A 24431-nucleotide genomic window follows, 5' to 3' on the forward strand; every position below is an offset into this window, starting at 1 on the left:
AAAGCACTTCCATTCTGGTCGGATCGGCAAGGAGGTGGTAGGGAGGCCTCTGTATTTCTACGACATCGACGAGAAAGCCGGAGGTCGGGGTTGCCGCAACCAGGGTTAAGCAAGAAAGGACGAATTCGCAACACTGTCAAGCAAGGCAAGCCATGTATTTTTCAAATTAAAAGGAGTGTACAAAAATCCATGAAAAAATCGTTATTCGTACTATCCATGGTCGTCGTAATGCTAGTAAGCGGCGCTAGCCTCGCGTTCGCGGCAATCAATCCTTACGGCACGATCGCGCCGAGCGAGAACTCGGAGCTGAACAGCGATTCGGGTAAATTTTCCGACGGCAACGGGCCTCGCATCGAGGATAACGAGAACAAGAACCTTGGATACATTATCGCAGGCAACTACGCGAAATTCAGCGGCGTAGACTTCGGTGCCGACGGCGCCGCGAAAGCGAAAATCGAGCTGGCGACTCCGAACGCGGCAGGTTCCGTCGCTTTCGTGATCGACGATCCCAAAGGCGCGCCGTTCGCAACGGTCAAATACGAGCCGACGGGAGATTGGCAGAAGTATCAATGGTTCGAAGCTCCGGTTACCGGCGTGACGGGTTCGCATGATCTGTACGTTGTATTTACGGATGGCGACATCAACGTCCGGGCGATCGGGTTTGAATCCGCTGCGGGCGCTGCGAGCGGCGGGGATGGAGCAGCTCCCGCAAGCAACCCCGCAACGGGCGACAATGGCGTAACGATGTACGTACTGCTCGCTGGCGGCGCTGCCGCGGTCATGCTCCTCTCCAGAAAAAAACTCGTTAGACAGCAGTAGCTCACCGTCGAAATCATATCGAACGAATCCTGCTAATTCCATTATGACAAGAGAACGTTCCCGAAGCCGCGCCAGCGGCGGAGGGGCGTTCTTGCATGGAGCGGTGATAACTTGAGAATCGGGATTAAGATCAGGATGAACGAGCGCTCGGTTAGAACGAGCCTACTTGTAACGGGGGCGGTAGTGCTACTCTTCTCGTTATACAAGATCGGAGTCTACGCGTGGGACGGCTATGAGAACAAGAAAACGTACGAAGGTATCCGCGACGCGTATTACGAGGAGCCGATCGTGCAAGGCGCCGCCCCAAAGACGAACCCCGCAACGGATCAGGCGAAGCCGATTTCCGTCGCAGTTTCGTCTGCCGCGGCGAAAATTCCTGCGAACCTTGAGTTTAATGCCAAATTCGCGGATCTGGTCAAGCTGAACGAAGACATCGTCGGATGGGTCAAGATCGACGAGACCCGCATCGACTACCCCGTCGTACAGGCGGAGGATAACGATTTTTATTTGAGCAACGACGTTAACAGGAAGAGTAACGTAGCGGGCAGTATTTTCATGGATTACCGGAACAAGGTCGGAGAAGCGAATCGAAATACCATTTTGTACGGACACGATATGAAAAACAAAACGATGTTCGCCGGATTGATCGATTACGAGAGCAGGTGGAACTTCGAGAATAAGGCGTTGATCGAATTCGATACGATATACGGCGATGCGAAATGGGTTATTTTCTCGGCGTACACGACGGATTCCTCGTTCGATTATATTAAAACGGAATTCGGTTCCGATGAAGAGTTTCAGGTTTTCCTCGATACGGTACAAGCGAAATCGCTGCACGCTTCCGACGTGAAGGTGACGGCCAAGGACACGATCCTGACGCTCTCGACCTGCTCTTCGGCTTATGAAGACGCCCGGTTCGTCGTGCATGCCGTTCGATTGGATGATGTGAGATGAGGCGATAAGGCGATGGTGTAACGTTATTCCGATTACGGGAGTCGAGGAAAGGAGGAGTTCAACAGCCACTTAAAGATAAATGTAAGCGTGATCCAAAATCGATTCATCCAATCCGATGGGAGGTTTTAATGATGAGCAGCGTTATGATGGGCAAAAGGGTAAAGGTTGTTCTCGCGCTATTGCTCGTTTGTTGCGTTTGGTTTACGTCCAAGCAGTTAACGGGGATCTCGTCGGCCAGCCCGACTAGTCATTCCTTGAACGCGGGAACGGGCTTGCTGAACGTAGATTACGCGAACTATATGTCCAAGCACGACATCGTCTTCAATTCGCCGGTAACCGAACCGAAGAGCGGGCTTACCGTCGGTAACGGGCGAGTAGGCGCCATGGTATGGAACACGGCGGGTGGACTTACGATGCAAGTGTCCGGGGTCGATGCGTCGCAGGAAGGTTTCGCTTCGCAAGGGCTGGTGAACCTGTACACGAATCCGGGATTGGATACAGGGTATAGCTCTTACCAGCAAAGGCTTTCGTTGTACGACGGGATGGTCACGACGAAATACGACGCCAACCGCACCGTCACGATCCTGGGGTCGCCGAACTCCGAGGTGATCGGCATCCATGTGGAAGACAGCCGAACCGGCGTTTCGAACGTATCCCTAGATCTGAGCCTGTGGGACGTGAGCGGATTCAGCGGCGGGGATGTTCCGGACATTAACACGTGGAGGACCGTATCGACCTTCGCCGAACCGACGGTAGTCGGCTTAAGCCGGGGACAGACCGATGCGAACAACTTCGGCTATACGCTTGCGGCGACGGTCGAAGGCGCAAGCTTCACGACCCAGTCCGTCGACTCCCGGAAGGTGCGGTTGAACATTACGCCTTCCTCGAGCTATACGATCTGGATCGCCAGCGCAAGCAGGCTTAACGCTCCGGGCTATAACTCGGTCAACCAAGCCAAAACGGTGCTGAACAACGTGAAGAGTACCGGATACCCGACTACGTTGGCCAATTATAAAAATTGGTGGCACGAATTCTGGGGCAAATCGTTCGTGCAGTATTCCAACGCGAACGGCGATGCGGACTACTTGGAAAATTTCTATTACCTCAGCACTTACATGATCGCGGCGGGCGCTTACGGCAATTATCCGTTCCATTTTATTAACGGAGTGTTCAGCGCCGTGAACGACAACGACAGCGGGAAGTGGAGCAACGCCTATTGGTACTGGAACCAGAGGGACGTCTATCACTCTTTCCTCGCGTCCAACCATCCCGAAATGGTGAACACGTTTAATCATTTGTACAGCCGTAATTTCAACGCGCTTAAATCGTACACGATGACGCGCTATGGCATCGACGGGATATGGGTACCGGAGACGATGGGCTGGGACGGGAACGCAAGGGGCACGATCAATAGCGATTATACGCAGGATACGCTATCCACGGCGGCGGAAGCCGCGCTTAATATGTACGCGCAGTACAAGTATACGAACGACTCGGCTTATTTGAGCAGTACCGCGTACCCGTTCATGAAAGAGGCGGCTAAATTTTACGCAGGGAAGCTCTCTTACAATACCGGAACCGGAAAATATTACATGGCCTCGTCGAACGCGCACGAGCAGCATTGGGACGTGCAGAACGCGATTACCGATCTAGCGGCGGTTCGGGCATTGTTCCCCGTGACGATCCAGACGAGCCAAGCGCTCGGCTTGGACGCGACGTTACGGTCGCAGTGGCAAAACATACTGAACAATCTCGTTCCTTATCCGGTCGATCCGGCCAACCCGGCGAAATATTTTCCGCATGCCCCGCCTTTATCGCAAAACCGCAACAACGAGAACGTGATCCTCGAATTAGCATGGCCGTACAACGTAAGCGGGATCGGATCGGCGGATCAGCAAATGCTGATCAATAACTACAATAGCCGCCCGTATCCTTACGGCTCCAATAACGTGTGGGATCCGGCCCCGATTCAGGCGGCGAGGCTCGGTCTCGGCGACGAAGCGTATCTCGGCATGAAAATGATGCTTCAGCGATACCAAGACTATCCGAACGGGCGGACGACGAACACGAACGGGGAATTCGAGTATATGGGCGTTCATCTGAACGCGATAAACGAGTCGCTTCTTCAGAGCTATAACGATAAGATTCGCGTGTTTCCGGCGGCGCCGAGCGACACGACGTTTAACGGCAAATTCACGTTGCTGGCTAGCGGCGGATTTCTGGTCAGCTCGGAGAAGGAAGCCGGAGAGATTAAATACGTCGGAGTGAAGAGCTTGTACGGTAAAACGGCGACGGTCGTGAATCCGTGGGGTACGCAGCCGGTACAGGCGCGGAGGTTGTCGGATAACGCGATCGTGGCGACTTCGTCTAGCGCGGAATTTAACTTCGCGACGGCAGGGAATACGTCTTACGTCGTAGAGAGAACGGCGAAAACGCTAGGCAGTTACTCTTACCAGAATTTAACGGGTACGGCGAGCGCAGGCCCGAGAACGGCGACGTTTAACGGGACGCCAAGAACGTTGGGAAGCGGAGCTCCGTATATGGGAGCTAAGCCGACGTTCTATCCGAACGCCAATTACAGCGGAACGGGCGTTTCTTTGCCTCCGGGCGATTATAGCATTTCCCAGATGCAAGCCGCCGGGATCGCGAACGACAGTATCTCGTCAATAAAGGTACCGTCCGGAATTTCGGTTATTGCTTACGGTGACGGAGCTTTCGACGGACCTTCATGGACTTTTACCGCAGACAATCCGAATCTGGCCGCTACAGGCAACGACAATACGATTTCCTCGTTTAAGATCGTCGATAACGGCGGGGGCGGCACTTCTGCTCCGATCGGAATGACGATCACGTTCAAGGCTACGGTAAACGGAATGTTCATTTGCGCGGAAAACGCGGGCGCGGCGGCATTGATCGCGAATCGGCCGGCCGGAGGCGGTTGGGAGCAATTCACCGTCGTGGATGCCGGAGGGGGAGCGATCGCGCTTAAGGCAACGATCAACAACAAATTCGTCTCCGCCACGAATTCGGGAGCCGGAAACCTGATCGCGCAAGCCGATTCAATCGGGAATTGGGAGAAGTTCATTTGGGTCGCGAACGGCGACGGTACGTTCTCCCTCCGGGCAGTGGCGAACAACCAGTACGTTTGCGCGGATAACGCGGGAGCGGCTTCTCTGATTGCCAATCGCGCGACTATCGGCCCCTGGGAGAAGTTCCAATTAGGGTGAGCCAAGTTCGCGATGAGGTTGGCATCGCTTTGTGTATTTGATTCACCTATATAGTTTAAAATCGCCCCATGGTGACCCATGGGGCGTCGCGTTATGCTGAAGTAGGCTTATTTCAATAGAAGCCGATCTGCTTCACCTATCACGTTTATTGGAGGATCAAACCGATGAGCAACAAAAGCATGCCGGCGGACTTTCTTAAGGAAACTTCGCAGAACCCAACGATTACGACGATATTTACCGCCGACCCGTCCGCCCACGTTTGGGAGGACGGCAAGGTGTATATTTATGCTTCTCATGATATGGATCCGGCCAGAGGCTGCGATTTGATGGACCGATATCATGTGTTCTCGTCGGAGGACATGGTGAACTGGATAGACGAGGGCGAAATTCTCCGTTCGGACGACGTCGCCTGGGGCCGACCGGAAGGCGGTTTCATGTGGGCGCCGGATTGCGCGTATAGGAACGGGACCTATTACTTCTATTATCCGCATCCAAGCGGCTCGAAATGGAACGATACGTGGAAAATGGGGGTCGCGACCAGCCAAAATCCCGCTAGCGGCTTCACGGACAGAGGTTATATTACGGGCCTCGGAGGGTTCGCGATGATCGATCCATGCGTCCTAGTGGATGATGACGGACGCGCCTATATGTACTATGGCGGAGGCAGCAAGTGCGCGGGCGGAGAGTTGAACGAAGACATGATGGCCATTAAGGGCGAGATGAGCGAAATGGTCGGGCTCGAGGATTTCCACGAAGCGGCTTGGGTGTTCAAGCGAGCCGGGCTTTACTATTTGACTTACTCGGATAATCTGGATAACCATAACCGCATGAGATATGCCACCAGCGTCAATCCGCTTGGCCCTTGGACTTATCGCGGCGTTTTCCTAGAGCCGACGGGTTGTTCGACTTCCCATGGGTCCGTCGCGGAATACAAGGGGCAATGGTATATGTTCTACCATAACCAAGCGATCTCGAATCAAGGCAACTTAAGAAGCGTATGTATCGATCGATTGTACTTCAACGAAGACGGAACGATTCAGACCGTCGTTCAGACGAAGACGGGCGTCCCTCCGGTAGCGCCGGCGCCTGCTCCCAATCCGCATCAGAAAACCTACTCCGCGGAAAATAGCGCCGTTGGCGGAGGGGCAACGTTGGAGACGGTCGTTCGAGGAAATGCGAGGGTCGCCCGAGTGCATCAAGACGGCTCTTATTGCCAGTTCGATCAGATCGATGGCGATCGGGGAGGGAGAGCCGCCCTCTATATTCGTTATGCGACGGCGGAGCGCCTTGCCAAACTGCATTTGACGGTTAACGGCGAAGACCACTCTTTGCTTAATGCTCCATCTTCGGGCAGCGATTCGGATTTCTCAGGTCGTGCCAGCATCACCGTTAGGTTACGGCCAGGAAGCGACAACGCGATTCGGTTCGCGGGCGGCAACGGCAACATCCGTATTGAGAGCATGACCGTCAGCCCGTTCATGGACTGATCGGATGTCCTTCCTAATTCGAGGAGACTAGACTATGCCGAGACGAACCAAATGGCTATTAGGAGCACTCGCGTTTGCCGTTATCCTACTGATTGGCGGAGGTTACTACCTCATAAATCCCGAGAAGAAAACAGGGAATGGGGGCGAGGACGGAAATAGGAGCAAGAACGTGAGCGTGGACGCCAAACCGGTAGCCGCGCCGGAGAAATACAAAGTGCTGCTGTTCACCAAGACTCAAGCTTTCAGGCACGATTCGATCGGGCCGGGAATCGCGGCGATCAAGAAGCTTGCCGGCGAGAATAACTTCGAGGTCGACGCCACGGAAGACGCGACGAAGTTCAACGCGGCCAATCTCGGGCAATACGCGGCGGTGATCTTCTTGAACACGACGGGGGAAATTCTGAACGAGGAGCAGCAAGCGGCTTTCCAAGCGTATATTCAAGAAGAGAACGGTTACGTCGGCATTCATTCTGCTTCCGATACGCTGCATTCTTGGGCATGGTATATGAACCTGGTAGGAGGCATGTTCACGGATCACCCGGAGTTCGCTCCGGGCACGGTCAAAGTGGCGGACAAAGTCCATCCGTCAACCGTGGGGCTTCCATCCGTGTGGCAGCGCTCGGAAGAATGGTATAACTTTCTTGCGAATCCGAGGGGCAAGGTGCACGTGCTCGCTACGGCCGACGAGAAATCGTACAAGGGAGGCAAAATGGGCAACGACCATCCGATTGCCTGGTGCCAGAAGTACGACGGCGGCAGGTCTTGGTATACGGGGCTCGGACACGCCAAGGAAAGCTACGAGAACGATCCGAGTTTTCTCCGGCATATTCTCGGAGGCATCCAATGGGCAGCAGGCAAGGCGGACGGAGATTGCTCGGCTACCGTATACAACGACACGAACTATAAGAAGCAGGAACTGATGACGAACCTTCAAGCGCCTATGGGGCTCGACTTCGCCCCGGATGGCCGGATGTTCTTCATCGAGATCGACGGCAAAGTGAAAGTGTACTCTCCGAAGACGGAGTTGGCTACGATCGCCGCCACTTTGAAGGTCGTCGACGGGAACGAGCAAGGGTTGCTAGGTATTGCGTTGGATCCCGATTTCGAGAATAATAACTGGATTTATCTATATTATTCTCCGGTAGGATCGGATAACGAGGATCGAATCTCGCGATTCGAGGCGAAAGGGGACACGATCGATCTGGCAACGGAGAAAGTCGTGCTCCGGGTACCGAATCAGCGAGAAGAATGCTGTCACCATGGCGGAGACCTCGAATTCGGTTCGGACGGCAATCTCTATCTGTCCACCGGGGACAACACGAACCCGTTCGCTTCGGACGGTTACGCGCCGATCGACGAGACGCCGGGGAGATCCGCTTGGGATGCCCAGCTTACCGCGGGTAACAAGAACGATTTACGCGGGAAAATAATCAGAATCAAACCGGAGAAGGACGGAACTTACTCGATTCCGAAAGGGAACTTGTTTACGGACGGTTCGGGCAAACCGGAAATTTACGTCATGGGGACGCGGAATCCGTTCCGAATGGCGATTAGTCCTTACGACAATACGCTGTATTGGGGCGATGTCGGGCCGGATGCGGGAGCGAACAACGTAGCCCGGGGACCGAAGGGATACGACGAGATTAACAAAGCGGTCGTCGCGGGCAATTACGGCTGGCCTCATTTTATCGCCGACAATAAGCCGTACATGGATTATGATTTCGTCACGCATTCCATTGGCGAACTGTTCGATGCTTCCGCGCCTAAGAACGATTCTCCGAATAATACCGGGGGCAAGGACCTGCCGCCGGCGCAGAGCGCAATGATCTATTATCCATACGGACCTAGCGCCGAATATCCGGAAATGACGGACGGCACGGGAAGGACGGCCGCCGCGGCCGCGGTTTATCGATATGATGAGAATAACGCCAACGTGTTTAAGCTGCCTGCGTATTTGGATAAGTCGCTGATTATATTCGACTTCTCGCGGCAATGGTTCAAGGAAGTCCGGTTCGACGAGAAAGGTGAACTGCTGAAGATCAACCCTTTCCTGACGAACCTCAAGTTCGATCACCCTATCTACGGGAAGATCGGTCCGGATGGGAACTTGTACGTCATCGAATACGGAACCGGAGGATCCGACGGCAAAATTTCCAAAGTCGCCTATAACGGAGCGGCCGGCAACCAAGCGCCTAATGCCAAAGCCGTCGCCGACGCGACGAACGGACTCGCGCCGCTGGCGGTCAAGTTCAGCACGGACGGAACGGTCGATACGGCCGGCGACCCGATGACCTATGCCTGGGATTTCGACGGCGACGGCAAAGTCGATTCTGCCGAAGCGAATCCGAGCTTCATCTACGACAAGAACGGCAACTATAACGCGAAAGTCACCGTCACGGATAGGAAGGACAACGCGACATCGGTAATCATTCCGATTACCGTAGGCAATCGCGCTCCGGTTGTCACGATTACGGCTCCGGCAGAGCGGGGTTTCTTCGCTTGGGGAGACACGATCGCCTATACGGTCAAGGTAATCGATGCGGAGGATAAGTCCATCGATTGCTCGAAGGTGCAGGTGACGCCGGCTCTAGGGCACGATGAGCATTCGCATCCGGGTGCCACCCGGACGGGATGTACCGGTTCGTTCCAGACGACGACGAGCGATACGAGCATCGAAAACACGTTTTACTACATTACCGCCAGCTACACGGACAATGGCACCAACGATGCTGCGCCGCTTATGGGCTCTTCAACGATCGTCGTGTTGTCCAAGGACCGCCAAGCGGAGTATTACGAGGATTCCAGCGGAGGTAAGCTGCAGACGGAAGATACGTCCGACGTTGGAGCTGGGCGCAACTTGGGCTTTATCGAGAACGCCAGTTGGATCGCGTATAAGAAAATGAATCTCGCGAACATCACCGGCATCCAAGCAAGGGTATCCTCCGCAGGGAGCGGAGGTACGATCGAGATGAGGACGGATTCCCCGACCGGAAAGCTCCTCGCTACGCTCGAAATCCCCGTTACGGGCGATTGGCAGAAGTGGGTCGACGTAGCAGGGGAGATCAAGGCCGCGCCGACGGGTTTGCACGATATTTACTTCGCGTTTAACGGCGGCGACGGGTGGCTGTTTAACGTCAATAGATTCGACTTCATCGGCAACGGAATCGTGGCGGTGAAGTAAGCGGAATAGGCTGCTCCTTAAGTTGGTTAAGGGGCAGCCTTTTAGGCGGTTCTTCGGTTAGTTGTGTTATAATTAGAATCAAAGTAGAGATTGACGTAACGGGATGGTGAGTCGCTTGAATCAAATCAAAGATCTTCAAAAGCTAATAAAACTCACAGGTGATCGCGCAAAGTTGGATGCTAAAGCCAACGAAACTTATATTGTTTATAAGACGAAAGACGGTCAAATCGTAAAAGAATACTACAACGGAACCATTGTTCCCGTTTCCGATGAGGAGGTCCCTCATGCATGAACTAGTACCGATCATGTACGTCTTTGCCGGAAATAACGGAAGCGGCAAAAGTACGATTAGAAACTTGATCATTGATCGGCTTGGAATCAGTGTTAACATCGATCCCGATGCTCTTGCTCGTGGGATAGATTCGGTTCATCCTGAAAGTCGAAAAGTATCCGCAGGGAAAGAAGCTATTAAACTGGCTAGAGATTGTATTCATAACAGACGTGATTTTTCAGTCGAAACAACACTCGCTGGAGGAAATGCGATCCGCCTTATGCGCGATGCAAAGGCAAATGGGTTCGAAGTTACAATGTTTTATGTAGGGCTAGGAGATTATCGTTTGAATATCAAGAGGGTAGCAATCCGAGTAGAAAATGGCGGGCATCATATTCCGACCGAAGACATCGTAAGACGGCATCAAACATCTCTTCAAAATTTACTGTCTCACATCCACTTGATCGACAATTTAATCGTTATTGATAACAGTCATACAGAAGGTGAGGTTATTCTGAGTGTAAACAATGGTTCAATAACCTCGCAATCGAAATCCCTTCCTCAGTGGGCTGAAAGCATTTTGAAAAAAATAAATTCTTAGTATGCAGCCAAGTAAAATGGTTTTTTTGGATGGCCCCGTTATAACCACCTCCCTATCCGCACATCAGTACAAACTCACTCCACATAAGGTTTCTCGAATAGCCCCAACTTGATTTTTTGGTTCAGCACGCGACTTACGGCAATATCCAAGCTTTTTATGCTAATTGTTCCGATATCGACAACCCGGTCTATGTGCTTATCTTCGCAGAACAGGATAGGGATGCCGAGGCGGGTCTGCTCAATGGCGTATTGCTGCAACTGATTATACACCTTGGGAGCGCCGAATAAACCATAGATGCAGCCGACTCCGTCGTCACCTATTCTGCTCATCACTTTATCCCACTGAATCCTCGCGTCGCTGACTGGCTTGTTATCCATGCTTGAATACATCCCGCTCATGAATGTAGCGCCCCAATATCGTTCGAGCTGGCGCACCTTCTCGCCGAACGTCATTCTGCCCAGAAGGTCGTTCACTCGCGCTTCGACATTGATGTCGGGATTCCGGTAGATCGCGATATCGTTCGTTGCATTCATCCTTAGTCCCCCTCTTTCAGAGCTAAATGTAACCGCTTTAACAAAGCCATATCTTAAATATAGAAAAAAACCCCCGACATTTCTTGTCAGGGGTTGAGAAAGAGTCGTCATTTTTTGCTGCGGATAGCGGTAGGCGTGCAGCCGTTTACTTTTTTGAACACCCGGTTGAAGGTTTCGATGCTGTTAAAGCCCGACCGGTAGGCGATTTCGGTTACGGATTCCTCGTTGTTCGTCAGCAGGAGCATGGCGATGTTCGCGCGGAACGAATTGACGTATTCGACGAAGGTGGAACCGGTGGCTTCCTTAAAGAATCTGGAGAAATAAGTGACGCTGAACCCCGCGACTTCGGCGGCGCTCTGCAGCGTAATTTCCGAACCGTAGTCGCTTTCGATGTATTTTAAGACGTTGTCCAGTCGTTCCAACTGTTCGAGGCGTTTCGTCCTTTCTTGCAAGCTATAGGCTTCCATCGGGAGATGTCTGATCATGAAGGCGGCGATATCGTTAATTCGGGCTTTGGTCACGAGTTCGTGCCCGGCCTCTCTCGTTTCCCATTCTTGATATAACGCGACGATGTGCCGTTCTATGATTCCATGCAAACTCTCTCCCGAATCGATAGAGATTTCGGAGCCTGCTATTAAATGCGGCATCACGAACCGGTGTCCGAAAACGAGATCCGAGTAGGCGTCGAAAATCGGTTTGCCGAGTTGGAGGATGATTTTGCGGCAGCCGAGCGGATTGGGCAAGTAATGGTGCAGCTCGCAGGAGCCGACGAACAAAAGATCGCCGGTGCTCAAGGAATAGAGGACATCGTTGATCCCGATCTGCATGTGCCCGTCCAGGACATAGATAATCTCGATCTCTTGGTGCCAATGCGTCGGAAAACCTTCCTCTAGGGAGCTGACTATGATTTTAAGCGGATGATTCGTTTTAAGAGCAATCTTCTCATGCCATGGATTCATAGGGTTATCTCCCGGGAAAGGCGATATTAACCCTATCTTAGCTCATGGATGAGAGAGTCACAAGACAATCCGGCAGACAAATCCGGAAAACGGTACTCGGCAATAGGCTAAGTATAGACTGCAAAAGCCAAGTTTCACTCCTGTTTTGCCCAAGCGCGTGTACGGTAACATGAATGAAAGCAAGTGTAACCACAGTAATCGCGAGGGGTGAACAGAGGTGGGAAGCATCACGTTCAATCATGTGTCCAAACACTATAAAGGAGAGTCGCGCCCGGCCGTAAACGACTTCCACCTGTCCATTGAAGAAGGAGAATTCCTTGTGCTCGTCGGTCCTTCCGGCTGCGGAAAGTCGACGACGTTGCGCATGCTGGCGGGACTTGAGGAAATCAGCGACGGGGAACTGTACATCGACGATAAATTCGTGAATTACGTGTCGCCGAAGGATCGGGATATCGCGATGGTGTTCCAGAACTACGCGCTGTATCCGAATCTGACGGTGTATGAGAATATCGCGCTCGGACTGAAGCTTCGCAAGACGGCGAAATACGATATCGAGCTTAGGGTGAACCGCGTCGCGAAAATATTAGAGATTTCCCACCTGCTCGACCGCAAGCCGAGCCAGTTGTCCGGAGGGCAGAAGCAGCGCGTTGCCCTCGGCCGAGCGATCGCGCGCGAACCGCAAGTGTTCCTCATGGACGAGCCGCTGTCGAACCTGGATGCCAAGCTGAGAGCGCAAACCCGCGCGGAGATCATCAAGCTTCAAGCCGATCTGAAGCGGACGATGGTCTATGTCACGCATGACCAAGTAGAGGCGATGACGATGGGAACGCGCATCGTCGTCATGAAAGACGGGATCATCCAACAGGTCGCCCCTCCGCGACAGCTCTACGATGAACCGGCGAATCTGTTCGTGGCGGGTTTTATCGGGTCTCCGCAAATGAACTTCGTCCAAGGCATCGTCACGCTTGAGGAAGGACGGTTCTATTTCAACAACAAGCGGATGAAGTTGCTGCTGCCAAGACAATATGATTTTCAATTCGAGAAATTGAACAGATCGGTTCGCAACGTGTTGCTTGGCGTCCGTCCTGAGCATGTCTTGCTCAAGCCGGAACAGCAGGACGAAGAGGACGGATATGCGTCAGGCATTGTTCAGATGACCGAAGTGACGGGAGCGGATAGTTACGTCTACTTGACGGTAGGTGAATCCAAGATCATTGCCAGGACGGATCCGGGTATTACGTATAGCAAGGACGACAAACCTGCAATCGGTTTCAATATGGGCAAGCTGCACTTCTTCGATGAGAACACGGGCGTATCGCTTAAGGTCGGAGGAGATGAAGGATGACAAGGATGAAGCTGCCTCGCGCTACCCTCCGCGTCATCTTGCGACTCGTCTTGATCGCAGCCGTCCTGTTCGGCGGTTATCGCTGGATCAATGGCGGGAAAACGGCTATTTACGCTTCCGGCGTAACGACCTCGGACTTGTTGTCCTATGAGGACAGGGAAGAGAAGATTCCTTACGCCAAGCTCATGCAGGAACACTCTGAGGACGCCGAATCCGGCGGTACGGGACAGCAGATCGGGATCCAAGCAGCCGAGTATGGAGAATCGGGAGCGGAAGCCAAACTCGAGATCATCAACGATGCGGACGGGTCGGCCCTGCATTGGCTAAACGAAGAAGGATGGGTGGAATGGACTTTCAGGGTGCCCAGCTCGGGCTGGTATGAACTGCATCTCGATTACAAACCGCTGGCAAGCGGCAAAGGATCGGTCATTCTGGGAATCGAGATCGACGGCTCCTACCCGTTCTTGGAGTCGGAACGGATAGAGCTGCAGCGGAATTGGAAAGACGCCAAGTATCCGTACGACCGCAACGAGATCGGCATGGAAATACGTCCGCAACAGACGGAGCTCGTAGACTGGTCGACGAAGGCGGTTTCCGACTTTTCCGTTTCCTCGGAGCCCTTGTTATACCGGCTTGAGCAGGGTGAGCACAAGCTGCGGATGGTCGGCAACAAGGAGTCGGTCGCGCTGAGGGAGATAAAGTTCCTCCCGAAGCAAAGGTTGAAGACATATGCCGAGTATGCGGCAGCCCATCCTGAGTTCAAAGACGAAGCGGAATGGTACTCGCTAACGGAAGCGGAACATTTTCAACGAAAGTCCAGCTTAATGATCCAAACGGAACACTGGAACGAACCTTACGTCTCTCCTGAACCTAAGGGATACATCACGTATAACACGCTTGGCGGCCAGAGATGGCGCCTGCCGGGCGAGTGGGTCGAATGGGAACTGACGGTGCCGAAAGACGGCTGGTATGAAATCGATCTGAAAGCGTACCAGAACTATCGGAACGGCTTCAAAGCTTATCGAACGATCGAAATCGACGGAGAGACGCCTTTCCGGGAGTTGTTGCGGTATCCGATCGAATTCAATAGGGAGTTCACGATCGAGACTTTAGTGGATCAGGAGGGCAAGCCTTATCGCTTTTACCTGACCGAAGGCGCGCACAAGCTGCGCATGACGGCGGATTCCTCCCCGCTGCAACCGGTTAAGCTGGCGTTGACGGACGTGTTAACGGATTTGTCCACCTTCGACCGCAACATTCGGCTCATAACGGGCAATTACAGCATTAAAGCCTTCGATGGCAACATGGACGAGAAGCGGACTTGGGATATGAAGAAATTCGATCCGGACATCGAGAGGAAGATGGATGGCTTCGTCCAACAAATGACGATGATTAGGGACTACCTTAACGATATGAACGGTAAAAATTCGGATATCTCGGAGGCGCTGCTTAACGCGCTGGATCTCCTCGTGAAGATGAGGAACGACGTGGACGAGATTCCGAACAAGATTAACGATTTCTCGACGATTCAAGGCAATATCGGAACGTGGATGACGACGCTGACGCAGCAGCCGCTGCTTCTGGATTACATCATTCTGCGTACTCCGGGTACCGAGACGGGATTAAAAGAACCGACGGGGCTATCGCGCATTCCATATTCGATTGTCGATTTCAGCCGTTCCTTCGTGAAGGATTACGATATGCGCAAGCATAATCGCGATGAAGCTTTGACGATCTGGGTGCAGCGCGGACGCGATTACGCGGATCTGTTACGCGAGATGATCAATCAGGATTTCACCCCGAAGACGGGAATCGAAGTCAACGTGAATCTCATGCCGAACCCGAATATGCTCATTCTCGGGAACGCGGCTGGGGAAGTGCCGGATGTCGCGTTAGGGATTGGCGAAGCCACGCCGGTGGATTATGCGATGAGGAACGCGGTAGAAGATTTGTCCGGCTATCCCGACTTCGAAGAAGTATTCGACAGGTTCATCCCGGGCGTACGTCGCGCGATGAGCTATGACGGCGGTGTGTACGGGTTACCGGAGGTACAGAACTTCCAGATGCTGTTCTACCGCACGGATATTCTGGAGAGCTTGAACCTGAAGGTGCCGGACACATGGGAAGACGTCTTCGATATGCTTCCGACGCTCCAAGAGAACGGGATGACGATGAACTATCCGAAAGCCGACTTCTCGACTTTGTTTTTCCAGAACGGCGCGGAGCCTTATTCCGCGGACGGACTTACGAGCACGTTGACAAGCGATCAAGGCATGGAAGCTTTCAAGCGATGGACGGAATTATTCGACAAGTACAATTTGCCGATCGATATTCCCGCGTTCTTCCAGCATTTCCGCGATGGGGACATTCCGATCGGGGTTGCGGACTTCAACACTTACGTGCAGTTGCTCGTCGCCGCGCCGGAAATAACCGGTCATTGGAAGATCGCCCCGCTGCCGGGAATCAAGCAACCGAACGGACAAGTGGCGAGATGGTCGCCTCAAGGGTTGTCGGCTGGCATGATCATGAAGAAAAGCGAGCGCAAAGACGAAGCCTGGCAATTCCTGAAATGGTGGACCTCGGCAGAGGTGCAAGCTCAGTACGCGAGCGACATCGAATCGTTCTACGGCATCGAATTCCGTTGGAATACGGCCAACGTCGATGCGATGAAAACTCTCTCTTGGCCTAACGACGATTTGAAGGCATTAAGGGAGCAAGCGAAATGGGCGAAAAATTTGCCGTACGTTCCGGGGTACTACTTCCTAACGCGGGAAATGGAATTCGCTTGGAACCGCACCGTGTTCGATCGCGTTCCTGCGCAAGAGTCGCTCGAGAAAGCCCAGATGTCGCTGCAGCGAGAGATGTATCGGAGACAGAAGGACTTCGGCATCGCCGGCGACGAGGATCTGCAAGTCCCGCAAATTAGCGAACCTTACGAATGGGAGGAACCTCAATGACGAATACGGAGCTTACTCCCGGGATCGCCAAGGTCGGCCGGTCGGTTCAATGGAGAACGAAGCTAGCTCGCTTCTTCGCGGATATGAAACGCGACATGTTCTGTTATCTGTTCTTGGCTCCCTTTCTCGTCTGTTTCATGATCTTTATCGTCATTCCCGTCGTCATGGCCGCGACGTTGGGTTTTACGTCCTACGACGGGTTCGGCTCGTTAAGGTTTATCGGATTTAACAACTACATCACGTTATTCACTCAAGACATCATCTTCTTGACCAAAGCGTTGCCGAACACGTTTTTGTTCGCGATCATCGTCGGTCCCGGCGGTTACTTGCTCGCTTTTCTGTTCGCCTGGCTGATCCATCAACTTCCGATTAAGATTCGAGACTATTACACGCTCGCGTTCTATGCTCCTTCGATGGCCGGAGCCGTGGCGTTGTCGGTCGTATGGATTGCGGCGTTCAGCGGGGATCGCGTCGGTTACGTGAACAATTTCTTGCTGGACATGGGCTGGATTAACGGACCGATCGTGTGGCTGCAGAAGCCCGAGTATTTAATGAAGGTCATGATCATCGTTTCCTTGTGGATGAGCTTCAGCGTCGGTTTCCTGGCTATGCTGGCCGGTCTCCAGACGGTCAACCGGGAATTATACGAAGCGGGAAGAATCGACGGAATTTCGAATCGGCTTCAAGAGATGTTCTACATTACGCTACCTTCGATGAAGCCGCAGATGCTGTTCAGCGCCGTCATGACCATCGTGACGACTTTGAAGGCGGGAAGCATCGCCACGCAATTGACGGGTCTTCCCGTTACGCCGCAATACGCGGGGCATCTCGTCGTCAACCATATCGACGATTACGCGTTTATCCGCTTCGAGCTCGGTTATGCTTCGGCGATCTCGGTCATGCTGCTGCTCGTCAGCTATTTCGCCATGAGGTTCTCTTATCGGCTGTTCGGATCGAAGGAGGAGCTGTAGAACGATGATTCGAAGACTTCGTAGAGTGTCGCCGTTTCAAGTCATCCTGATTTCCGCGTTTAGCGCGCTGGCCGCGTTCATGTCGCTGCCGATCATATTTATCGTGAACCATGCTTTTAAGCCGCAAAGCGAGCTGTTCTTGTTTCCGCCGAGATTCTGGGTGCAGGATCCTTCGATGCGTAATTTCGAAATTTTGCTCCTTCATGCCTCGAATTCGGCGGTTCCGTTCACTCGGTATTTGTTCAACAGCATCCTGATCGTCATCCTTACGCTCATCGGAGTCATTGTCGTAAGTACAATGGCCGGTTACGTGATCGCGAAGTACCGTTTTCATTTTAAGGGATTGATCATGTCGCTGATTACGTTGTCCCTGATGTTCGCGCCGGAGACCGTAAGCATTCCCAGATATTTGATCATTAGCGGTCTTCACATTAACGATACGTATTTCGGGCATATCTTGCCCGCGCTCGCTTCGCCTATCGCCGTATTCATGCTGATCGGGTTCATTTCCCAGATTCCGAACGAGCTGCTCGAAGCGGCTAAGATCGATGGGGCGAGTCAATTCGGGATTTTTACCAAAATGGTACTGCCTCTTACGATCCCGGCGATTGCGACGATCTCGATCTTCACCTTCCAGGGCGTATGGGGAGACGTGGAGCCTTCGACTTTGTTTATGCAAGATGAAACGATGAGGACGTTGGCCTTCTATGTCAACAGCTTGATCAGCGGTCTGCAGAACAGCGTATCGGGCCAGAACATGGCAGCTGCCGCCGGCTTGTTGATGTTCATCCCGAACTTGATTATTTTCCTGCTGTTCCAGAGGAAAGTGCTAGAGACGATGGTCCATTCCGGAATCAAGTGACAATCCAGCAAAGGAAGTCGGAACAATGAAAAGATGGCTTGTTTTCCTGCTTCTGGCAGCGACCGCCTTGCTTGCGGCACCGGTTACCACGCATGCGCGGCTCCCGTATCAGACGACCTATTTCGATAGCAATTTGTCCTATTGGTTCGGAATTCAGGCGATCTATAAGCCTGAAGGAGCCTTTGGCGACAACTTCGACGAGCCAGTCGATCTTCATATCGGAACGGACGATAACGTGTACGTAGCCGATAAGGGAAATGACAAAATTTACGTGATGGCGAACGACGGGAACGTCATTCGTTCCATCGGCGACGAAGAGGGCGCCGGAGCGTTAAGCTCGCCGGAAGGCGTGTTCGTCGCGCCGAACGGAGAAGTGTACGTGGCGGATTCCGGAAATCAAAGGATCGCCGTGTTCGATGCGGAGGGGAAATTCAACCGGGAGTATAAGAAACCGGATACGACCGTGATGGCGCAGGAACAATTCGTTCCGATCAAGCTCGTCGTCGATCGCCGCGGCGTCATGTACGTCGGACTGAATGCTTCGTATCAAGGCTTGGTGCGGATAAACCAAGAAGGCAAATTCATGGGTTATTTCGGAGCCAACAAAGCGCAGCAAACGCTGCTGAACTGGCTGAAGAAGCTCATTCTGAACAAGGAACAGTTGGCTAAGGAGGTTCCGAGCTTACCTAAGCCGATCGTGAATATCTCGCTTGATAAAGACGGATTCATCTATACCTCAACGGGCGGCAACTTCGGCGTCGGCGCCATTCGCAAGCTGAACGCCGGAGGCGTCGACGCTTTCAAGAACAAAACGTTCCAGCACAGCCACGGAATCAAGGACGTCGCGATCGACAAGAACGGATTTCTGTACAACATCGATCTGGATTTCGGAAGGGCGAATATTTTCGATCGGAACGGCTTGCCGCTGTTCGCCTTCGGCTTTACCGACGTGAATACGCAGCAATACGGGGTGTTCGGTTTTCCGACCAGCATCGGAGTCGATTCGAAGTTCAATATTTGGGTATCCGATAGCCGTACGAAGACGGTTCATAAGTTCAAGCGCACCGAGTTCGGTCACGATGTAATGAATGCGTTAGTGCTTTACGGCGAAGGCAAGTATGAGCAAAGCAAACCTTACTGGGAGCGGGTATTCGCCAGGAACGAGATGTTCAACAGCATCTATCAAGGGCTCGGCAAGGTGTACTTGGAAGAGAAAAACAACGAAAAAGCGCTCGAGTTCATGAAGGAAGCTTACGACACGAAAGGGTACTCCAAAGCGTTCTGGGAAATCCGTCTCGTCTGGCTGCAAAATCATTTCTTCGGGTTGCTGCTCGGAATCGCGGCCTTCGTTGTACTCGTGAAGTACTTCCCGTGGGCGGTTCGGAAAACGCTCGAAAGACGGCCGCTGCCGAAATCGTTCGATCGTCATCTGGCGGATGTGCGCAACTTCTTCCACGTCATGATCCATCCCTATGACGGGTTCTACCGGTTGAAGGAGGCTCGGGTGGCGCCTTGGCTGGTCATCGCGCTTCTGGTCGTCGTCGTGTCCGTGAAAATCGCGGCCATCTACTTGACCGGATTTCTGATCAATCCGATCGACGTGTCGCAGGTCGACTTGTTCAATGCTCTTCTGTGGTTCGTGCTTCCATGGATAACTTGGATCATCGCCAACTATTTAGTGTGCAGCATCAAGGACGGAGAAGGGAAGTTCAGGGAGGTCATCCAAGGAAGCACGTACGCGCTCGCTCCCTTCGTGGTGTTCTCGATTCCGCTGATGATTCTCTCCAATGTCATGACGCTGGAGGAAAGCGTACTGTTTAACTCCTTATCGTCGGTCATGTACATCTGGATGGCGGCGATGTTCATCGTCATGACGCAGGTCATCCATAATTTCGATTTCCTGGAGTCGCTGAAGAATATCGTCATTACCGTGTTCACGATCGGCACGATTTGGCTGTTCGGATTTATCGTTTTCGGACTGACCTATAATTTATACGACTTTTTCCATCAGCTTTACAATGAGGTGATCTTCTATCGTTAACTTCATCAAACGTCTATCCCTTCGAGTAAAGCTGGTTGCCTCGGCGGCATGTATCGTTATCGCGTTCCTGCTGATCTTCTTTCTCCGGCCGGGAGAAACCTCGCTGACCCAGGCGTTGGCGGAAGCGGGAATCGCCGAGCCGGCTTCCGTCCGCGCGCCTCTCTACGCGGGAGAGAGTTGGAAGCCCGCGCCCGGAGCGGATGGCTACTCCTTGGCGTTGGAGAACGACGGGTACGCGCTATACGTTCGCCCCGATAATACGCAAATCGCGCTCGTCAACAAAGCAACCGGATATCGATGGACCAGCAGCCCTTCGGAGGAGCAATTGGCTTCGGAGACGGTGAAGGGCCAACTGCTGACGAATCTGAAATCGACGTTCGTGCTGACTTACGTGACGACCGAGGGGAAAGACCAGACGAATCGCAAATCCGTCGACGTTCTCGACCCTAAGATTGAAATTTCGATGGCGAAGAGCGCGGAAGGACTTCAGGTTTCTTATTATTTTCCGGATAAAGGACTTGGACTGTCCATTCAATACGAACTGACTCCGAACGGTCTTAAGGTGCGGGTTCCTACGGAAGGAATCAAGGAAGAGGGCGAATTCGTCGTGTTTTCTCTGGACCTGCTTCCCTATTTCGGAGCGGCCGCGGCAGGAGATGAGGGGTACATCTTCGTTCCCGACGGTCCCGGCGGACTCATCAAGTTCGATAGCAAACGAGCGGATATTTCCAAAGGTTACGTTCATCAGATATACGGGCTGGAACCGACGAACATGATCAACTTCTCCCGTTCGGGCGAGAGAAGGGAGGATATCGCTTACCCGGTATTCGGGATGACGCACGGTGACAACGGTTACGTTGCGGTCATTAGCCGCGGAGGAGATTCGGCGAATATCGCGGCGATGCCCCCCGGGTTGAAATCTTCGCTCTATAACGTGTTCTCGAATCAGATTTATCGCGAGGATTATCTCTACATGAGGAGCAGGGAGTCGACGCCGGTCAAAGCGGTTCAGAAGAAACGCTTGGAAACGGACCGGGAGATCGAATACCGATTCTTGAGCGGTAAGGATGCCGGTTACGTCGGAATGGCGAACTCCTACCGTAATTATCTCGCTGAGAACGGCCGTCTAGGCGAACCGTTGAAACCGGTCGAGCATGTTCCGTTATATCTGAAAATCATGGGCGGTTCTTTCAATGAAGCTTACGGCCGAGTGAAATATTTTCCCGCGACGACTTTCTCCCAAGCAACCGATATGGTGAAAGGTCTCCAGGAGCAAGGCGTCGCCAACATGGAAGTGATCTATTACGGTTGGGCGAATATGGGAGGGTATCAATTGGACGATCGCTTTCCGATCGAGAAGAAGCTCGGGGGCGAGGCGGGAGCGAAGAAGTTCATATCGGAAATGCGCAAGTCGAATGTTAAGGTTCAGTTCTTCGACGACTTCGTATGGCTGAATACGGCGAATACCGGATTGTCGCCGAAGTCGAGCGGGATCCGCGGAGTCGAAGGAATCGTTTCCGTGTTCGAGGGCTGGTTCTTAAGCAAGCCGGCAAGGACGGTCGACATGGCTTACGATACGATTCGCAAGCTGAAGGAGATCGGCGTCTCCGGCGTGTTCTATGACTGGATCGGGGAAATGGTATTCCACGATTACGATCCTTCGTCGATCGCGACGCGCGCCGATACGATCGAGATTTACGAAGGACTGCTCGATTACACGCGGGAGACGCTTGGATCGGCGGCCGTATTCCGCGGCAATGCCTATTCAGTCGCCCACGTCGATTACATCGAAGATCTTCCCCACGAGTCCAGCTATGACTTCATGATCGACGAGACGGTTCCGTTCTACCCGATCGTTCTGCACGGTTATGTCCCTTATTCGTTCGATGAAGGAAACATGCGCAACGACGTGAAGGCCGAATTTCTGAAGGCGATCGAGTATGGGGCAATGCCATCGTTCTTCCTGACCCATGAGGACGCCAGGAGTTTGCGGGATGGGGGGATGTACTACCTGTTCAGCAGTCAATACGAGAAGTGGGCCGATAAAGTCGGAGCGGAGTACGGCAAGTTCGACTCGCTAGCAAAATTGTTTGCGCAGAAAATCATCGATCACGAGAAATTGTCCAACAATCAATACGCGACGACTTATGAGGATGGAACTCGCGTCATCGTCGACTACGACAAAGAAACGTTCAACGTGGAGAAGGGGGCAGGCGCGCGATGAAGACCAAAGAGATTTTGCGGCAGAAGCGCCACTTCCATTCGAAACGTTACGGGATCGGTCTGTTATTCATGCTTCCCTGGTTGATCGGCTTCTGCATTTTCGTCGCGATTCCGATCGGCTGGTCGATCTTCATGTCTCTTCACAAGGTGACGGTCGTCCCGGGAGGATTTAAGTACGAACGATTCGGAATGCAAAATTTCAAGGACGCGTTCGTGGTCGATAACATCTTTCCGATCGAGTTGATCACGTACATCCAGCAGATGCTGCTAATGGTTCCGATCATCGTCATCTTCGCGCTGCTTATCTCGCTTATGCTCAACCAGCGCTTTCCCGGCAGGTTCATCTACCGCGCGATTTTCTTTTTACCCGTTATTTTCGCGACCGGGCAAGTGCTGTCGGAGTTATTCACGCAAGGAGCGGGGGACATCCCGTTCTTGGAGCAGTACGATCTTCAGCCGATGGTCGAGAAATACGTGGGGCTGCAGTTCGCAACGACGGTAATGGACGTGCTTAGCCGGGTCGTTCTCATTCTCTGGTACTCCGGAGTGCAAATTCTTATTTTCATCGCGGGATTCCAGACGATCTCCCCGACGATCTACGAAGCGGTTCGCATTGACGGAGCCTCACCGTGGGACAGCTTCTGGAAGATTACGCTGCCGGCGAGCATTCCTTTCATCAGCCTGAACGTGCTCTACACGATTATCGATCTGTTCACGTTCCCGCTCAATCCGGTGCTGCAGCATATCCGGGACAACATGTTTAAGATCGATACGGGCTACGGTTACGCCAGCGCGCTCGCGTGGATCTATTTCGCCTTCATCTTCGTACTGATCGCCCTCGTGCTGTGGCTGTTTAACCGGAGCATGAACGCCAGGAGGAATCGCTCATGAATACCCGCTTATGGTTCGAGAAGTTCGGCTCTCAGGTGAGAGGGGTGTTCTGGAGCCGTACGGCCCAGAGGATCAAAGTCGTCCTCTTGGGACGCAGCATCTCGGACGGTCTGCTCGCCAAGCTCATCTTGTATTTGCTTTTATCGATTGTCGCTTATCTCTACGTGCAGCCGATTCTATACATGATCAGCACCGCGCTCAAACCTCTGAGCGATCTGCTGGATCCGACGGTGAAGTGGATTCCGAGGGTCGTGACTTGGGAGAACGTCACGACAGCGATCAAAGGCTTGAAGTATCCCGAGGCGCTTAGGAACACGGCGTTGATCGCTATTTCGTGCTCCATCGTCCAAGTGCTGATCTGCGCGATGACCGGGTATGCGCTTGCGAAGCTCACGGTGCCGTTCAAAGGCCTGATTACGGCTCTCGTCATCATGACGTTTTTGATTCCGCCCCAAATCATCATTATTCCGTTGTACGTGATCTACAGCAAACTGAGCTTGCTGAATACGATCTTCGTATTCCTCATTCCGGCGATTTTCGGGCAAGGCCTTAAGAGCGCGCTGTTTATCCTTATTTTCCGCCAATTTTTCAAGTCGCAGCCTCTAAGCCTGGAAGAAGCGGCCAAGTTGGACGGAGCATCGACGGCAAGGCTTTTCTTCGGAATCATGCTTCCGTTAGCCCGATCGGCTTGCTTGGTCGTCTTTCTTTTCTCGTTCATCTGGTACTGGAACATGTATTACGAGCCGTCATGGTTTCTGTCCGACAACTTCACGCCTCTATCAATCCGGCTGGATCGGCTGGAGGACGTATTGAATCCTTCCTTGCTCGGCCAACGGAACACGATCGATAATCCCGCAACGGAGAGCTCCAAGATGGCGGCCGCGTTTATGATCATTCTTCCTCCGATTGTCGTGTTCATGTTCCTGCAACGCTGGTTCGTTAGCGGGATCGAGAGAACGGGGATCGTGGAATAGAGCTTTCGCGAGGCGATAGATTCCGTTCGGGAGGTGGTGGAACAGCCGGCAGTTTAATCGAGCATGAGTTGGAACGAAAACTGGAACTGGAGCGCATAAACGCACTCATTCGCACGTTGTGACAATCATTCATTA

17 protein-coding genes are annotated in these 24431 nt (G+C 52.9%); 15 read left to right on the top strand and 2 right to left on the bottom strand.

The window, feature by feature from the left end; all coding sequences use genetic code 11:
* The first annotated feature begins 189 nt into the window (after positions 1-189).
* From HH215_RS30240 to HH215_RS30270, 7 genes are all read left to right on the top strand, one after another.
* Positions 190-819, top strand: coding sequence for a carbohydrate-binding protein (locus HH215_RS30240; protein WP_169283281.1), 630 nt, complete (start codon positions 190-192; stop codon positions 817-819).
* Positions 820-930: 111 nt separating this feature from the next.
* Positions 931-1773 carry a class B sortase gene (gene srtB, locus HH215_RS30245; protein WP_169283282.1) on the top strand — a complete coding sequence of 281 codons (843 nt, stop codon included), beginning with the start codon at positions 931-933 and terminating at the stop codon, positions 1771-1773.
* A gap of 128 nt (positions 1774-1901) precedes the next feature.
* On the top strand, positions 1902-5000 hold the full coding sequence (locus HH215_RS30250; protein WP_217362253.1) for a glycosyl hydrolase family 95 catalytic domain-containing protein: 3099 nt from the start codon (positions 1902-1904) through the stop codon (positions 4998-5000).
* 164 nt (positions 5001-5164) lie between these two features.
* The gene (locus tag HH215_RS30255) at positions 5165-6487 is read left to right on the top strand and encodes a family 43 glycosylhydrolase (RefSeq protein ID WP_169283283.1); all 1323 of its coding nucleotides are present in this window, start codon (positions 5165-5167) and stop codon (positions 6485-6487) included.
* 34 nt (positions 6488-6521) lie between these two features.
* A complete protein-coding gene (locus tag HH215_RS30260; RefSeq protein WP_169283284.1) occupies positions 6522-9668 on the top strand; it encodes a ThuA domain-containing protein in 3147 nt (1048 codons plus the stop codon).
* A gap of 115 nt (positions 9669-9783) precedes the next feature.
* On the top strand, positions 9784-9960 hold the full coding sequence (locus tag HH215_RS30265) for a hypothetical protein (protein ID WP_174887645.1): 177 nt from the start codon (positions 9784-9786) through the stop codon (positions 9958-9960).
* The gene (locus HH215_RS30270) at positions 9953-10540 is read left to right on the top strand and encodes an ATPase (RefSeq protein WP_169283286.1); all 588 of its coding nucleotides are present in this window, start codon (positions 9953-9955) and stop codon (positions 10538-10540) included. The genes HH215_RS30265 and HH215_RS30270 overlap by 8 nt, the downstream gene beginning before the upstream one ends.
* 74 nt (positions 10541-10614) lie before the next feature.
* On the opposite strand, the gene HH215_RS30275 is transcribed toward HH215_RS30270, so the two are convergent.
* Together HH215_RS30275 and HH215_RS30280 are read right to left on the bottom strand one after the other, a co-directional pair.
* Complete coding sequence (locus tag HH215_RS30275; protein WP_169283287.1) at positions 10615-11073, bottom strand: hypothetical protein; 459 nt, start codon at positions 11071-11073, stop codon at positions 10615-10617.
* A 107-nt stretch (positions 11074-11180) separates the two neighbouring features.
* Positions 11181-12032, bottom strand: coding sequence for a helix-turn-helix domain-containing protein (locus HH215_RS30280; RefSeq protein ID WP_169283288.1), 852 nt, complete (start codon positions 12030-12032; stop codon positions 11181-11183).
* A 217-nt stretch (positions 12033-12249) separates the two neighbouring features.
* Here HH215_RS30280 and HH215_RS30285 point away from each other — a divergent pair, with 217 nt between their 5' ends.
* The 8 genes from HH215_RS30285 to HH215_RS30320 all read left to right on the top strand — a co-directional run bounded on the left by HH215_RS30285 (position 12250) and on the right by HH215_RS30320 (position 24296).
* Entirely contained in the window at positions 12250-13377 is a 1128-nt protein-coding gene (locus tag HH215_RS30285) for an ABC transporter ATP-binding protein (RefSeq protein WP_169283289.1), read from the top strand.
* Positions 13374-16334, top strand: a complete 2961-nt coding sequence (locus HH215_RS30290; RefSeq protein WP_169283290.1) for an extracellular solute-binding protein — start codon at positions 13374-13376, stop codon at positions 16332-16334. The genes HH215_RS30285 and HH215_RS30290 overlap by 4 nt, the downstream gene beginning before the upstream one ends.
* Entirely contained in the window at positions 16331-17305 is a 975-nt protein-coding gene (locus HH215_RS30295) for a carbohydrate ABC transporter permease (protein ID WP_254450271.1), read from the top strand. Before HH215_RS30290 ends, HH215_RS30295 begins: the two co-directional genes overlap by 4 nt.
* Before the next feature lie 4 nt (positions 17306-17309).
* Complete coding sequence (locus HH215_RS30300; protein ID WP_169283291.1) at positions 17310-18167, top strand: carbohydrate ABC transporter permease; 858 nt, start codon at positions 17310-17312, stop codon at positions 18165-18167.
* A 25-nt stretch (positions 18168-18192) separates the two neighbouring features.
* Positions 18193-20208, top strand: coding sequence for a YIP1 family protein (locus HH215_RS30305; protein WP_169283292.1), 2016 nt, complete (start codon positions 18193-18195; stop codon positions 20206-20208).
* Between the two features lie 115 nt (positions 20209-20323).
* Positions 20324-22432, top strand: coding sequence for a DUF5696 domain-containing protein (locus HH215_RS30310; protein ID WP_169283293.1), 2109 nt, complete (start codon positions 20324-20326; stop codon positions 22430-22432).
* Complete coding sequence (locus HH215_RS30315; protein ID WP_169283294.1) at positions 22429-23322, top strand: carbohydrate ABC transporter permease; 894 nt, start codon at positions 22429-22431, stop codon at positions 23320-23322. Before HH215_RS30310 ends, HH215_RS30315 begins: the two co-directional genes overlap by 4 nt.
* Positions 23319-24296: a carbohydrate ABC transporter permease gene (locus tag HH215_RS30320; RefSeq protein ID WP_169283295.1), complete on the top strand. Its 978-nt coding sequence runs from the start codon at positions 23319-23321 to the stop codon at positions 24294-24296. Before HH215_RS30315 ends, HH215_RS30320 begins: the two co-directional genes overlap by 4 nt.
* Positions 24297-24431 lie beyond the last annotated feature (135 nt).

Source organism: Cohnella herbarum (genome assembly GCF_012849095.1).
GTDB lineage: Bacteria > Bacillota > Bacilli > Paenibacillales > Paenibacillaceae > Cohnella > Cohnella herbarum.

Bases quoted from the DNA above. Each gene is read 5' to 3' on its own strand.
- HH215_RS30295 (WP_254450271.1), top strand. From the start codon at position 16,331: ATGACGAATACGGAGCTTACTCCCGGGATCGCCAAGGTCGGCCGGTCG.
- HH215_RS30300 (WP_169283291.1), top strand. From the start codon at position 17,310: ATGATTCGAAGACTTCGTAGAGTGTCGCCGTTTCAAGTCATCCTGATT.
- HH215_RS30275 (WP_169283287.1), bottom strand. From the start codon at position 11,073: ATGAATGCAACGAACGATATCGCGATCTACCGGAATCCCGACATCAAT.
- HH215_RS30255 (WP_169283283.1), top strand. From the start codon at position 5,165: ATGAGCAACAAAAGCATGCCGGCGGACTTTCTTAAGGAAACTTCGCAG.
- HH215_RS30240 (WP_169283281.1), top strand. From the start codon at position 190: ATGAAAAAATCGTTATTCGTACTATCCATGGTCGTCGTAATGCTAGTA.
- HH215_RS30315 (WP_169283294.1), top strand. From the start codon at position 22,429: ATGAAGACCAAAGAGATTTTGCGGCAGAAGCGCCACTTCCATTCGAAA.
- HH215_RS30290 (WP_169283290.1), top strand. From the start codon at position 13,374: ATGACAAGGATGAAGCTGCCTCGCGCTACCCTCCGCGTCATCTTGCGA.
- HH215_RS30270 (WP_169283286.1), top strand. From the start codon at position 9,953: ATGCATGAACTAGTACCGATCATGTACGTCTTTGCCGGAAATAACGGA.
- HH215_RS30260 (WP_169283284.1), top strand. From the start codon at position 6,522: ATGCCGAGACGAACCAAATGGCTATTAGGAGCACTCGCGTTTGCCGTT.
- HH215_RS30320 (WP_169283295.1), top strand. From the start codon at position 23,319: ATGAATACCCGCTTATGGTTCGAGAAGTTCGGCTCTCAGGTGAGAGGG.
- HH215_RS30305 (WP_169283292.1), top strand. From the start codon at position 18,193: ATGAAAAGATGGCTTGTTTTCCTGCTTCTGGCAGCGACCGCCTTGCTT.
- HH215_RS30280 (WP_169283288.1), bottom strand. From the start codon at position 12,032: ATGAATCCATGGCATGAGAAGATTGCTCTTAAAACGAATCATCCGCTT.
- HH215_RS30250 (WP_217362253.1), top strand. From the start codon at position 1,902: ATGATGAGCAGCGTTATGATGGGCAAAAGGGTAAAGGTTGTTCTCGCG.